The 14847-nt window shown below is 35.3% G+C and carries 10 protein-coding genes and 1 pseudogene; 1 reads left to right on the top strand and 10 read right to left on the bottom strand.

Features of this window, described 5'->3' with window-relative positions; translation table 11 throughout:
- Window positions 1-306: 306 nt before the first annotated feature.
- From ACP6PL_RS21060 to ACP6PL_RS21040, 5 genes are all read right to left on the bottom strand, one after another.
- The gene (locus ACP6PL_RS21060) at window positions 307-1662 is read right to left on the bottom strand and encodes a hypothetical protein (RefSeq protein WP_426547231.1); all 1356 of its coding nucleotides are present in this window, start codon (window positions 1660-1662) and stop codon (window positions 307-309) included.
- A gap of 459 nt (window positions 1663-2121) precedes the next feature.
- The gene (locus tag ACP6PL_RS21055) at window positions 2122-3360 is read right to left on the bottom strand and encodes an SGNH/GDSL hydrolase family protein (RefSeq protein WP_426547230.1); all 1239 of its coding nucleotides are present in this window, start codon (window positions 3358-3360) and stop codon (window positions 2122-2124) included.
- A 382-nt stretch (window positions 3361-3742) separates the two neighbouring features.
- Window positions 3743-4945, bottom strand: coding sequence for an SGNH/GDSL hydrolase family protein (locus ACP6PL_RS21050; RefSeq protein WP_426547229.1), 1203 nt, complete (start codon window positions 4943-4945; stop codon window positions 3743-3745).
- Between the two features lie 906 nt (window positions 4946-5851).
- Window positions 5852-6016, bottom strand: coding sequence for a DUF5989 family protein (locus ACP6PL_RS21045; protein ID WP_094676416.1), 165 nt, complete (start codon window positions 6014-6016; stop codon window positions 5852-5854).
- Window positions 6017-6430, bottom strand: coding sequence for an SxtJ family membrane protein (locus ACP6PL_RS21040; RefSeq protein WP_426547228.1), 414 nt, complete (start codon window positions 6428-6430; stop codon window positions 6017-6019).
- 562 nt (window positions 6431-6992) lie between these two features.
- On the opposite strand from ACP6PL_RS21040, the gene ACP6PL_RS21035 reads away from it, so the two are divergent.
- Window positions 6993-7799 carry a lipase family protein gene (locus ACP6PL_RS21035; protein ID WP_426547227.1) on the top strand — a complete coding sequence of 269 codons (807 nt, stop codon included), beginning with the start codon at window positions 6993-6995 and terminating at the stop codon, window positions 7797-7799.
- A 1083-nt stretch (window positions 7800-8882) separates the two neighbouring features.
- Here the strand turns inward: ACP6PL_RS21035 and ACP6PL_RS21030 are convergent.
- The 5 genes and pseudogenes from ACP6PL_RS21030 to ACP6PL_RS21010 all read right to left on the bottom strand — a co-directional run bounded on the left by ACP6PL_RS21030 (window position 8883) and on the right by ACP6PL_RS21010 (window position 14233).
- Window positions 8883-10106, bottom strand: coding sequence for a calcium-binding protein (locus tag ACP6PL_RS21030; RefSeq protein WP_426547226.1), 1224 nt, complete (start codon window positions 10104-10106; stop codon window positions 8883-8885).
- A gap of 141 nt (window positions 10107-10247) precedes the next feature.
- Window positions 10248-10415 (bottom strand): annotated as a pseudogene (locus tag ACP6PL_RS21025) (zinc ribbon domain-containing protein); the annotation flags it as partial.
- Between the two features lie 779 nt (window positions 10416-11194).
- Window positions 11195-11701, bottom strand: coding sequence for a hypothetical protein (locus ACP6PL_RS21020; protein WP_426547225.1), 507 nt, complete (start codon window positions 11699-11701; stop codon window positions 11195-11197).
- Window positions 11694-12026: a hypothetical protein gene (locus ACP6PL_RS21015; protein ID WP_426547224.1), complete on the bottom strand. Its 333-nt coding sequence runs from the start codon at window positions 12024-12026 to the stop codon at window positions 11694-11696. Before ACP6PL_RS21015 ends, ACP6PL_RS21020 begins: the two co-directional genes overlap by 8 nt.
- 275 nt (window positions 12027-12301) lie before the next feature.
- Window positions 12302-14233, bottom strand: coding sequence for a carbamoyltransferase family protein (locus tag ACP6PL_RS21010; RefSeq protein WP_426547223.1), 1932 nt, complete (start codon window positions 14231-14233; stop codon window positions 12302-12304).
- Between the last annotated feature and the right edge of the window lie 614 nt (window positions 14234-14847).

Raw genomic sequence — 14847 nt, 5'->3', positions numbered from 1 at the left:
CAGAGTTTCAATCCAAGCTTCTCTCTAGCTTTCTCAGTTTTTATCTAGCATTTTTACGGGGGTAGAAAAATTTTCACTCAGATAAACTCCCGGTTACTCCAGTCGAATTTTGCCATCTAGCTTCTCGATTTACTGCTGAATTTTATTTACTTAATCATCAGAGTTTCAATCCAAGCTTCTTTCTAGCTTTCTCAGTTTTTATCTAGCATTTTTCTGGGGGTAGAAAAATTTTTCTTCTGGTCACTCTAGTCAAATTCTGCCATCTACCTTCTCCATTTACTCACCCATTTATTTTGTCTACCTAAATCATCTGCCATCTTTCTTTTCCATCACACTTTTAATAGAATTAGCAATATAATTTTCTAAAATTGTGTCTCCCAGAAAATTATAGTGACAGCAAGCATCCCGATAAACTATTTCTTTTTCCCGATCAAAAATATTTACACCATTAAAAATATTAACTCTAGCTTCTTTTAAGCTATTAATTTGAGAAAGTAAAACTGGATAACCTTTTCTCACTCCTGTAGAATAGGGATGATCCTCGATGATAAAGATTTTTTCTTCTGGGCTAAATACTCTTTCTGTAGGATAATATTGATTAGGCTGAATAAAGTGAAAATACCATATATTTCTTTCGGCAAGAATTTGACTCATTGCTAGGGATGATTCATACCAATTTTTACCGATTTTCTCAAAGGCAATTTCATCTTCTAATACTTCTGGAATTTTATTCAAATAAACCAAACTGTCACTACCATCAATTTTGCTAGAATTTCTGGCGACTTGTTCATCATATTTAAGAATTTCTTTTTGATATCTGTCTAATAAATTTTGAACTTGCAAACTTCTCAAACTATGACAAGATGTTAATTTACAATTTTCTAACTTATTAATAGCAGTTGATAAATAATTTTTCAGTTGGCTAATTTCGACTATCGCTTTCATTACGGACAAATCATCACTAGCTAATCTAGTTAAGGGTAAAATATGCTGAATACTTGGTAAGTAAAGTTCTATTTGTTGTTGATTATTTTGGTAAGATAGCGCTACTTCATTAAAGCCATCAATATTAATTACCATGTCAAATTCTTGACCGATGGAAAGAAAGTAATTTAACATCAATAATTGTTGTGGTTGTTTGTAACCTCCGCTAGCAAAACAGAGAATAATTATTTCTTTATCTCCCAACTCTGGTATAGCTTTTAAACTATTGATAAACTCTTGATTTCCTCTAGATTGATTAACTCGAATATTTACTGCAAAATTATTAGCGACTGAACCACCAAAGACACCAATAATAAACTGATTTTTATTTGTTTTTGCAAAAGGATAATTATGCTCAGATATAAGACCATAATTATTTACCCTTACCCCTAATTCTTCATTAGTAAAGGAACCTCCTTTCAGTACATAACCAAAAAACGGATGAATTCTCTCTAATATTGATTGATTATTTAAATCTGTTCCAAGTCTAGTTCCTCCTTTTTCCAACTCTTCCCGCACTTTGGAAGTACTATTTTTTCTGGTATAAAATAGTTGATTTTCCTCAGCATAATAAAATCCTAGTGAGACAGCTTCTAAACCAAGAAATACTAAAACTAAATTGATGGTAAGTATACTGAATCCTGTTCTAATTCCCTGGAACCATTTGAAATTTTTCATAATATTACTAAATTTTGCTTTACCCTCTCAATAACTTTGTTCATTATTACCAAAAAAATAGTTTAACGCAAATAAATTTATTTATATCAAACAAAAAAATATAGAAATAGGGAAGAGATATTAGTCTTTAACTGTACCTCACCTCACTATCCTAAAAAGTGCTGTAAGTTGTGAGATATTAGATACTTTTACGGAACAGGGAACAGGGAAAATAGAAGAAAAAAAAATGTATCTTAATTCATCAGATAACTACTATATTCTTTCCTTCTAAGGAACACCTCAATTATCACATCTGATTTCTGATTGCTATACATTTTATTTTCTTCTATGTTGCCTTTTAGCAGTTCAGCTTTTCCTGAAAATTATACAATATCTCACTACTTAAATGACATTACAATAATCCCTATCAATACAAAAAGTACCTATATATACAGCTTTTAATAAGTGCCATAAATAAATTTAGCGTTTTTCTTTTTCACCTTCTTTGCTTAGTTGATTAGTATATCGGTCGCATAGATAATTTGCCATTATTTCTCCTACCAATTTATGACCTGCTATATTCCAATGACCTCCACAGGGAACTGCATTATCAAAACCATGCAAACATTTACCTGTTTTTTTTACTTCATCCCAAATAGGTCCGGCTAAAGTATAAACTGGTATATTTTCCTCCTTACCAAAATTTTTTAATCTGATATCTGGATAGAATAAATTTGGTAAATTCAAAGATTTTCTAAATCCATCACGCTTTTGAGTATCGGGTAATACCTGATAAGAATCACTGGCTGTTATTACCATAAATTCTGCTCCTTTATCAGATACTTCATCTCTCATTAGTTTGATTAAACCTTCAGTTACTTCCCAAGTTTCTTCCCAGTCAGAATTTGGTTCTGGTTCCTTGTAAAAAGCAAGATTAATTTCACTATAATCTTTTTCAAACTGACGGCGTTTAGTATTAATATCAACCTTTCTAATTAGCTGTAAAATTCGAGAATTTTGTACTAACCAAAATGGCAAGGAGTCTACTATGGAAAAATTATAACGGTCTCTCTGCCAAAATTTTAAATCTCGGAATGACATATCTGCCATAAGTTGACCATCTTGATAAATAAAATAGGGGCGTAAATGGTCATGTTCTAAAGTACGAGAATTATTACGAAGGTCGTTACCAGAATAAAAAGCTAATATGACTAAATCAGGTTTATAATCCCAAACATGATGTCTTAAAGTCATTAATTGTTGTGCTGTTCCATAACCTTGTACGCCAAAATTCATTACCTCCACTTTTTGGTCTTTTAAGACAGAGCATTGTTGTAAATTTTGCTCTATTATTGCACCATAAGTATCTTCTAATTTGACATGGATTGCTTCTGTAAAAGAATCTCCTAATAAAGCAATTCTAAATCCATTTTCTGGTTTGGTTTTACTCCGTTCATAATCGCGAAATCCTCCACTATTCATTTTTATTTCTGATGGTATACCCTCTCCAGTCCAAAATGATTTGCCATTAGGATTTCCTGCCCAACCTCGATAGGGGTCTTTTACTGTGTATAAAAGTTCTTGATTAGAGTCTTCTCTTGGTGGTGGTGGAGTTTCTATTTTTGCTATTCTTAAACCTATTTCACCTACTGCAATACTAAATATTAATGTACTTACTGTTAGTCCTAAATTTATGGCTAAATTCTTGAGTTTTTTCATTATATATATAAAGGTTAGTTGACCAAGAGATTATTCTTAATATTGAGAATAAATATTCTAGCGCAGACATCTTGCATAGCAGAGAAAAGTAAACAATTATGGGAATTTTATTAATTTTTATCATAGGAGTTTGGTCCCCAAACCAAACCCATAATGGGACATAGGTTGTCAGATTTTATCTAATACGAAATACAAAAAATTGTGAAAATATACAAATCTCCCCATCTCCCTATCCCCCCACCTCCCCATCAATCTTTGGTAGTAAACATTAACGTATTTAATATAACGGAGTTTAGTCTCTCAACCCAAACAAAAATGGGATTTGGAAACCAAACCCCTACAGTTTTTTATCACAAATCATTTAGGATTAGTATATCTATACTCAAAATCCTTGACATAAATTTTCAGCAATAATTTCTCCTGCTAATTTATGTCCTGTAGCATTCCAATGTCCTGTACACATTGCCGTATTTTTAAACCCATGAAAACAAACGGGATTTTCCTGAACATAATTATCAAAAGGTTCAACCAAATCAATCACTGAAAAATTATAAGTTTCTCCTAAATTTTGTAGTCTTTTTGTCGGATATGACCAGTCTTGAATATCCATAATTTTCATATATTCTTCTCGCCATTGTTTATTGGGATGAACTTGCATGGCAGTCATCACTGTAGCTACCTTAAATTCTGCTCCCTTTTCCTGTACTTCTTTTGCCATAATTATTATTAGTTCATCTGTAATTTTCCAAGCTTCTTGCCAAGCAAGATTTTGCGGTTCTCTAAAATTCTTGGCTTGTAACTTTTCAAAATGTACTGCTGCTCTTTTCTTCCTTTGATCTACCTCTACTTTTTTGATAATTTGCAAAATTCTGACATTATTTACTAGCCAAGTTGGTAATTTATCGACTGTGGTAATCATGTAGCGGTTTGCTTGACTAATAGTTAGCTTTCTAAAGGATAAATCTAATTCTAATTTGCCATTTCTATAAACAAAAAAAGGTCGATAATGATTATTTTCTAATTTTTGAGAATTATCCGTAACATCATTGCCAATAAAAAAAGCTAAAAGCACAATATCCGGCTGAAAATTCCACACTTTTTCCCTAAGAGTTAATAATTGTTGGGCAGTTCCATAACCATCTACTCCAAAATTCATTACCTCTACTTTTTGAGGTTTTAAATCTATACATTTTTCCAATTCCTTTTGCATTACTGCCACAAAAGTTTTCTGATAAGAAACTTGTACTGCTGAAGTAAAAGAATCTCCAAGTACAGCAATTCTTAGAGTATTTTCTGGTTTTGCTTTAGTAATTTCCGGTCCTCTAAGACCATGACTATTAAACTCTAAATAAGCCTTCCCTTCACTGGTCCACCAACCAGAAACATTTCTTTGATAAGACCACCCTCTAACTGGATGAGGAATAGTATGAAATGTGGGATAAAATTCTGCATGGGTACTTTCCGGCATTTTTCTTAATCCCTCCAAACCAGCAATTCTTACTCCTACTTCAGCGATCGCCACACCGACAAATAAACTGGCAAAAATCATACCTATATTTATTGCTAAAGCTTTTAACTTTTTCATTTTTTCAGCTAGAATTTTTTTATTTAACCAGCTATCAACTTTTCCGTTTCGGAATGCTATGCAAACAGCATTTAGCTGGAGCGCTAAAAATTCAAGGGTAACGCTCCACGACTATATTTTAAAAAATTAGTGGTGTGCCTTTTATGGGGGGTTAAAACCGCCATTATACACCTTGAGAAGCTGATTGCTGAAGTGCTGATAACTGAATACTACTTCAATCATGTAGGTTTGTTTGAGGATCGTTAACCGAGCTTATCCCCAGGATAAACCTAACTTTAAAATTTTTCTTTGGTGTTTTAATACTACCTAAGTAAAGTTTCAATTCTCAGAAATTGGGTTTATTAACAACATTAAACATTTATTCTATGTAAACAAATAAACCAGACTTCTCGACCGCTACCTACCAATGAGAAAACCAGACTTTATCTACTATTATCTTTATAAATTAGCTCTAACTGTAGCTTCATAAATAAATGGTATAAGTGTCTCCCCCACAAAGGGAGGAAAATTATCATAGAAAAGGAGTAAGATGCTCCCACTACCTAAAATTTTAATCTTGACAGACCACTGCTAATAATTATTAATTTCACCTACCACCTAAAGCCATTTTTTTATGGATTAAGGGTTTTTTTCTTGTTTTTTTCATTCACTTTCTAAGATACTTTTTACTTGGGTATTGATGAATAGCTAATACATCAACAATGAAAAATTAATCTTTACCAGAAAAATTATAAACTGCTACTTCAGTATGGTGTAAATAATCTATTATTGACAAAATCCTAAAAGCCTTATCAATTAATACTTTTAAGTTTTTATTTCTGCCTATAATAACTAGAAGTTAAGGAAGAAGAAGTGCAGCAAGATTCAACAAAAAACCTCTTCCTTCCTTCTGCCAGCATAGTCAGATTAAAACAAAGTATAAATGAATGGAGCAATTACAGAAGATTGACTAGCAATAATCAAAGCTCCTAACAATACCAAAGTAATAATCAAGGGCAATAACCAATATTTTTTTCGCTCTCTCATAAAACCCCAAATGTCTTTGAGAAAGTCTAATATTCCTTCAAACATTTAAAAAGGTCGCTCCATACTTTCTCTAGTTTTTAATTGACTCATTACCCTATAAGTTGAGGTTTCAGTATTAAATTGTCGCTCCATTGGGTCTTTTTTTAACATTCGCATAATTACACCCATTGGCATGACTACAAGATAAAATACTAAACCCATCCAAAGAGGAGTCATAATCTTACTGAGGAAAATTCCCACCCGCATCCAAAACTTATAAACAGGTTCCAAAGTCGGGGGTGAAACAACTGCCAATGCCAATAGAGGAGTAGCAATTACCCAAGGCCATGCAGGGGGAGGCCAATGTCTGTGGAGCAATGGTAGTAATAGACCAAATAAACCGCCAAAAACACCACCTACTATTAGACCGAATTCCCTGAGACCCTTCTTATCAATTTTTGGTATCTCGCGATCGCTCATTGATTTATCAGTAATTAAGATTTGATTAACGTTTAAGTCCTAGCAGAAAAGCTGTTAAAAGTCAAGATAAATTTATCTCCTGTGAGAAGAAGACCTGAGGGCTGATATAACCCATTTGGCTAGCACTAAACAAGTAATATAATAATTTTTGTAATTTCATCTTCTCATAATATAAAGGGGTCATTTCAGTTATCAGTTATCAGTACCTCTGGCTTAACCCAGAGGCTTGAAATAATGAAATTTATTCTTTTCATCCTCTTAAAAGGGCAGGCTTTGGACCTCTTTTTTTGGTAAAAACAGAACCTAGAGTATGAGCCAAATCTAGTTAAACATATTTTTTTTGAAATTCTTTCATTCTAGCATAGTCAACAACCATGTTACTATCAAATAAATAGATTGTTGATTTTAATTTATTGATCAAGAAATAAGATCAATAGCCTCCTCTTTCCTGAGCTGCAAGCTGTAGATCTACAAGGGGATACAAAAGGAGATTTCTAATTTCAAGCCTCCGGCTGAAACCGGAGGTACTGATAATTGATAACTGAAATAATAGGAGAAACTTTTGAAAACAATTGAACCTTATAAAACCTCTTTGAGCCAAAATAACGCTTACTGGATGGCAAGAATGGCTGGACTGGTTTATTACAGCGATCCAGATGGTAAACCAGATGAAGAAAAAATAATTGCAGATTTGAAGGCTGAAGATGAAAAGTTCATTTCTGTAACTGGAGATTCTAAAAATAGTGCCCAGGCTATTTTAGTTGAGCATGAAGACTATCTTTGTCTGGCTTTCCGTGGAACCAATGAACTAAATGACTGGTTCGACAACTTCAATGTTTTTCTCGAAAAGAAACTATTTGGTAAATTTCATCGTGGTTTTTTTAATTCTGTTGAGGATAGTTGGGGGCCATTGTTTAGCAAATACCAGGAATTAAGACAGAAGAAAAAACGTCCTCTATTTTTAACTGGTCATAGTCTTGGCGGAGCTATGGCTACAATTGCTGCTGCGAAGCTAATCTACAGTGGTTTACCATTTATTTCTGTTTATACTTTTGGACAACCTCGTGCTATGGAGAATGCAACTGCACGTTTATTCAATGTAGAAGCAAAATCGAGGTTCTTCCGCTTTCATAATAATAATGATTTGGTTACTCGTGTTCCAACTCGTCTAATGGGATATCGTCATGTAGGTACCTACATTTATATTTCAGAAGAAATGAAACTGCATCTTGAACCTGGTTTCTGGCTGCGCTTTCTTGACGCTATTGATGGTGCAGCTAACGACCTATTGCGGCTAGGTATTGATGGTGTCAAGGATCATTCTATGGACATATATTTGTCAGCAGTGAAAAATTGGGATTTTAGTTAAAAGAGTTAATTATTAATAATATTGCTCTGACGACCTAAAAAAAGTGTTTTGGGAAAGGTGGAGCGATCGCTAATCATATCAAATCCGGTAGGATTGGTATAAATAAAGTACAGGGTGGTGGTGCATAGTAATGGTAAAGAGTGTGTGGGGAGATGGGGAGATGGGGAGATGGGGAGTACGAGAGAAATTAAAAATTATATAACTTAACCATTACCATGCAGGACTACCAAGTACAGAAACCGGGTTTATATGAAATTCCGATACCTTAGTCAGATTTATCTCCGAAAAGCCCAGTTTCTAATACCACTTCCATTACAAGTGGATTTGATATGAGCTATGATTTTCATTTTTATTTATAGCTGCCATGAAATTGTTAATTTGTCAAATTGCTGAAAGATTACCAAAGAAAAATTAGTCTGTTATGGTTGAGGAATTTCAGACTATTTGCCTTTCAAAACAACGAAATAATAGTAATTTGCAGCTTAAAATTTTTTTTAAGCGAAACTATCCTTCGGAATTTAATATTTTTTAGAATATCACAAAATTGAACTAAAAAGCTAAAAATATTGAAAATTCGTTAATTAATTAAGAAAATTTTTCAATTTTTTTGTCATAAAATCCTGACAAAATTAAAAATTTTCAAATGAAAAGACTAAAGACTATAAGTAAAAGTTAAGTGTTAAAACTGTTTTGAAATATTGTAGTTTTTGTCGCGATCGCCTGAATTGATTCGATTCAAAATTTCTACTTAAGAGTTTCGAGTTAGTTAACAATTTACGTTTTTAGCGATATAATACGGTAGTTATCTTCACATATTTGTAACGAGGGTGAAATTTGTATCTTCTGCATAGTGAAAAAATGTTTGGGAAAGGATGGAGCGATTGCTAATCATATCAAATCCGGTAGGATTGGTATAAATAAAGTACAGAAACCGGGTTGGTGTGAAATGTCTATGCCTTAGTGAGATTTATCTCTGAAAAACCCAGTTTCTAATAGCACTTCGATTGTAACCGGATTTGATATTACTCATCAATTTATTAAAACCTATGAGCATCCTTCAGTCACTTTTTATTCCCTATACGCTTATACTCTCAGGAAAAAATCATTCTCACTAATAGATGCAAGGTTTGCGAGATTAGCAAATTCACCACCGCTACCAAATTCTGTCTCTGTACCATTAGCATTGTAAAATAGCTTGCCGTTGCTACTGTTGTAAACAATAATCCCTGCTGAAGTTTCTGCCTCAGCATCACTGGTAACTCTAGTAAATTCACCATCTAAGCTGAAGCCTTCCCCTGAATCACTAGTAATAGCAGTGAAAGTGGTTTGATCGAGTAAAATTATATCTTGCCCCGGAACAAAGTCACTAATTTCATCCACTCCAAGCTCCTCTAAGTCAAATTCATCATTTGTATTGAAAATAAAGCGGTCAATACTTGCACCACCAATGAGAGTATCGTTGCCGGTACCACCGTTTATGCGATCGCGACCTTGACCGCCTAAAAGTAAGTCATCACCCTTGCCACCAAAGAGGCGATCGTTGTCTTGACGTCCTTGGATAGTATCATTGCCATCTTTTCCATAAAGAGAATCATTACCTCTACTACCGATAATTTGGTCATCACCACCGCTGCCATCAATAGTATCATTACCTGCCAGCCCAACAAGGGTATCATCTCCTTCTGCACCATTGAGACGATCGCTTTCAGGAGTACCAGTCTCATTTATAACTACAGAACTAGCTTTCACAAAGTCGATGTTGGCAGAAACACCTAGATTCCTTAGATCGGTACCTGGGCCTAATTCTACCAATAAGCCTCCAGTTTCAAATTGGATAGGCGTAGAAATACCTGTTTCAAAGAGATCGGCGGGGGGATCTAGTACAAATCCTGGCTCCAAAACTTCAACAGTCGCAAATTCATTCAATTCGCTAAGGCCGTTAAGACTAGCTGAGGCAATGGTGCTAGTGTCAAACTCAATATAATACCGATCGAAGCGATCATCCGGAAGAATCAAATCTGCGGCGTCAGAGTTGTCTACCAAAGTCATTGTCAGGGAAGTGTCACTGATATCAATATCGTAAAAGCCAATAAAGTTAGGAAATTCGACATCATTGGTAATAATTTCAGGACCTCCAATTTCGCCGAAAGTAGTCTGAACCCCACCTGTAAAAACAGGGTCTTGAAAAGTGTTAACAACCGTTGCTGAATCACCTAAAACTGACTCTTCTGAAATATCTTCCTCAAAGTTAATAGTAGCAGAAACACCTAGATTCGTTAGGTTAGTGCCTGGACCATATTGTACCAATAACCGTTCTACTAAACTTACCCAAACTTACCCATGCCTGATTGCATAAGCTTTGGAGCTAGCTTCCTGTTTCCCAGAAGACCACTGACCGCAGTCTGTAACTTATCTTCTCCACAGGCTTAAAATCGCTTGGAACTCAAGCTACTTATTCACATAGTTTTCTAAGTTGACAGCAGCGTTAAAGTCTCTGTCTACTTGAAATCCACAGTTAGCACATTCATAAGTTCTCACATTTAAAGGCATTTTCTGTTGATGCCCACAGTGAGAACATATTTGAGAACTTGGATAAAATCTATCTGCTATCACGATAAAATCATAGGGATTGACATCTCCAGAAAGAAGGGTAGAGCGATCGCTAATCAGCTATAATCTATCTTTATTCTTCGCGCTTATTACAAAATTGTAAATAAGAATTAAACTGATTTCTGAGATGTGGTGTTTTTGTAGCGTTGGCGGAGAAAGTGCGGCAGCTATATCGCTGTAATGGAAAAAACTATATGTAGATTTGTTTGCTAGGTTGCCTTGCGGTAGCTGGATTAAGATTAAACTGAGTATCTACAAATTCCACAGAATTATAAGTATTAATCCACAGATGAGCGCCACATTTTGCGGGTTTGTAAGGTCGATAGACAATATGGCAAGGACCTGGAATATATAAGTCATAACCATAATCGTTACGATCGCCGTCCTTAACAGAAAGGACTGGTTCTAATTTTTCTGGAGGTTTACCCCATCACTTTCTTAACATTAGTTGGTATACTTTCCTTAACTTCCTTTGGAAGAATATCCTCAAGAACTCCTGGCACCTTTGCCTCTTGACTACTGTTTGATTTCTCGGACAAAGCGCCAGATAAACTTTCTTCAGAAAACTTTCATTCTCTATTGGCTTTTCATCTTTAGGATCGTGCTTAGTCATCTTTTGTACTAGCCTCCAAAAGCTGCAAAGTAGAGTCATTTGAAGCCAAGCGATCGCACAATGGGAAAGATTGTAAATGACTTCACACTATAAAAATTCAAAAATAAATGGTGCATTAATGAAATGTAATGCACCTTACTAGCTTATTTGAGGATATATTTTTCATTAACCCTTATTTATTTCTATCCTTGAAACTTTTATAGCCGAAACCACTACCGAACCCGCCAGCAAAGGCAATAAAAATCTTTAATAAATCTATGTAGATGCTCACATTTCGATCTACCAGGAAAACAGTAATGAACACAAACAGAGCGCAAAAGATAATGACATATACAAGCGTATATCTCTTTGATATCTGAGAATCCTTAAAAACTCTTTCGTCCTGCGCAGCATCATTCTCAAGAAACTGAGTGATGTGAGTTGGTTGAATCTTCCCAGCAAGGTCTTTCAAGGGGGACTCCTCTCTACGAGATCCAACAGAAAGGGCTAACCCCATCACTTTCTTAACGCTAGTTGGTATACTTTCTTTAACTTCGTCCGGAAGAATATCCTCAAAAACTTCTGGGAGCTTTGCCTCTTGACCACTGTTTGATGTCTCAGGTAAAGCATCAGATGAACTTTCTTCAGACAAATTTTCATTCTCAATTGGCTTTTCATCTTTAGGGTCACTCTCAGTCATCTTTTGTACTAGCCTCCAAAAGCTGCAAAATAGATTCATCTGAGGCCAAGCGATCCCACAATTGGACAAGCTTTTGGTCTAAATAGCTACCTAACCTCCTTTCAACTTCGGCCTCAACAAATGACTGACAAGCATATTCAGCAAGTTTTTCAAAGGCGCTCTCACTAATTTCTCCAGTTTTATAGAGATGAGAAAGATCGATAACAACCTTTCGTAACTCACTTTTCCTTGACTGAGCTAGGGAAAGATGTAAGAGTTTCGAGCTGTAAGGCTCCATTTCCACCCCTATACTTGTGCGATTTGTTAATGCTTTTTTTAGGGCCATAAAGCTTACACCTAAACTTAAAATTCTATAGTTTTTAACTAACTACTTATATTATAAATTTATATTATAAATTTAGATAGATCTAAATTCTGATCTATCTTTTTTGATTGTTAAACCCTATCTTAATAGATATTGACACATCTAGTGCATTAATATAGTTTTATACTACTTATCCAGAGTTCTGGCTAAAATTAAAAATTTAATTCTGTTTGAGTGGCAATATAACGAATCCACTCATAACAGACTAATTTTAACTTTTGAATTTTGATTTAACTTTAATCCAATTCAAACTCCTCTTTCCAAGATTCATCCTTTTCCCAAGGAATCTGCTGAGTCTTCGCCATCAAGAAATTTTCCACCACCAAATAATCCATCTCTGTACGCATAAAACACCGATAAGCATCTTCGGGCGTACAAACAATAGGCTCACCTCTTACATTAAAAGATGTATTCACAATTACTCCACATCCGGTCAACTTCTCAAAATGCCGAATCAAATCATAATACCGAGGATTAGTTTCCTGATGAATAGTTTGAATTCTTGCCGAATAGTCCACATGAGTAATTGCCGGAATTTCCGATCGCGGCACATTCAACTTTTCAATTCCAAACAACTGCTTTTGCTCCTCAGTCATGGGAATTAACAAATTATCCTGCACCGGAGCTACTAACAACATATAAGGACTAGAATGTTCGATATCAAAATAATCGGAAACTCGTTCTGCCAAAACCGAAGGAGCAAAAGGTCGAAAAGACTCCCGATACTTAATCTTTAAATTCATCACCGACTGCATTTTTTGATTCCGGGGGTCGCCAATAATAGACCGTCCTCCCAAAGCACGGGGTCCGAATTCCATCCGACCTTGAAACCATCCGACAACATTGCCGTTATCTAAAATTTCTGCCAACCGAGGCATTAATTCTGTATCTGGCAAATATTCATATTTCGCCTGAATAGCATCCAGATATTCCCGAATTTCCGCATCTGCAAATTTAGGTCCGAGATAAGCACCTTGCATCATGTCATTAGGAGCGCGACAAACAGGAGGTTTTGCCACAGAAACAGCAGAATTTCCAGACTCCACAGAAATTAATTCCTTTTCTGGAATATTCTCAACCACCTTTTCTATGACTCGCGGTTGATCGTGATATTCATACCAAATAGCCAAAGCAGCACCCAACGCTCCACCAGCATCTCCCGCTGCAGGTTGAATCCAAATATCTTTAAAAATTCCTTCCCGTAAAATCTTACCATTCGCCACACAATTAAGAGCAACTCCCCCCGCCAAACAAAGGTAGTCAGCATTCAATTCTTTTTGCACCGTTCGACTCAGACGCAACACTACTTCCTCAGTCACTCTCTGAATAGAAGCAGCAATATCCATTTCCCGTTGACTAATTTTAGTTTCCGCTTTCCTAGGAGGTCCGCCAAACAATTTGTCAAATTTCTCATTAGTCATGGTCAACCCAGTCGTATAGTTGAAATATTCCATATTCAACCGGAAAGTACCATCAGCTTTTAAATCAATCAGATTATTTAAAATCAAATCTACATAATTAGGTTCTCCGTAGGGAGCTAAACCCATAAGTTTGTATTCCCCAGAATTGACTTTGAAACCTGTGTAATAGGTAAAAGCTGAATAGAGCAAACCTAAAGAGTGAGGAAAATCTATTTCCCACTGGGGAGTCAGTTTATTTCCTTCTCCCAACCAAACCGAAGTAGTCGCCCATTCACCAACTCCATCCAGACACATTACCGCAGCGCGATCGAACGGACTAGGGAAAAATGCGGAAGCTGCATGAGACTGATGATGTTCGGTAAACATCAGTTGGGGAAGATGGGATGCTTTACACTGACCTAATGTAGAGAATTCTTTTCTTAAAACGGTTTTCAGATATAATTTTTCTTTTAACCAAATTGGCATTGCCATCAGAAAAGAGCGAAAACCTTTAGGAGCATAACTAAGGTAAGTTTCCAGAAGTCGCTCGAATTTAATTAAAGGTTTGTCGTAGAAAACTATTTGGTCTAAATCAAGTAATTCGATGTTCGCTTCTTTCAGACAATAAGAAATAGCATTTTTCGGAAATCTGGCATCGTGTTTTTTACGAGAAAATCTTTCTTCTTGAGCAGCGGCGATAATTTTTCCATCACATACGAGGGCGGCGGCACTGTCGTGGTAATAAGCTGAGATTCCTAAGATGTTCATATCTATAAATTTTTTCTCCTCACAAATGGCCTTTTATCTAGTTTCGGCCAATATTTGGTCAAATATCCTCAGATTATACCGCTACACGCAAGTTAAAAGTCAGTAGGGGCGAATGGCCATTCGCACTGACAAAAGTCTCGTTTGAGCATTTAGATGTGTCAAACACCTATTTGCATAGTGCTACAAAGCATATCCTAAAAGCTTTTGAGCTAGCTTAATAAGCTTTGCCTATAATTGATAAATATTTTTTATATAAAAACAATCTTGCTATCCGTCTTGATTATATGTATCTTAGAAATATGGAACTAAAACAAAGTTAAGTATATGTCCAGTAGCACTTGAGAAAAGTAAATTAAAGAGTCATTTTCTCAGACTTATTCAGTTAATAATTTAGGAAATGTTGAGAGTATAAATCCTAACCATCTTCCTCGGAAATAGCTGAATACTAATATCTTAATTATCAGGCAAAATCAGCGATCGCCTGTGGAATATTTGAATACTTTTTCTTGGGTATTATAGCTAATCAGCAACAGTAATTATTTATGATTAATTCCTGTTTGCGTTGGCTTAGTATGACCTAAGAAAGAATTTGGGAACTGAAAATTCAGTTTAAA

Source organism: Dapis purpurea BLCC-M126, from assembly GCF_050015975.1.
In the GTDB taxonomy this organism is placed as follows: domain Bacteria; phylum Cyanobacteriota; class Cyanobacteriia; order Cyanobacteriales; family Microcoleaceae; genus Trichodesmium.
This window is presented reverse-complemented; position numbering and strand designations above follow the sequence as displayed.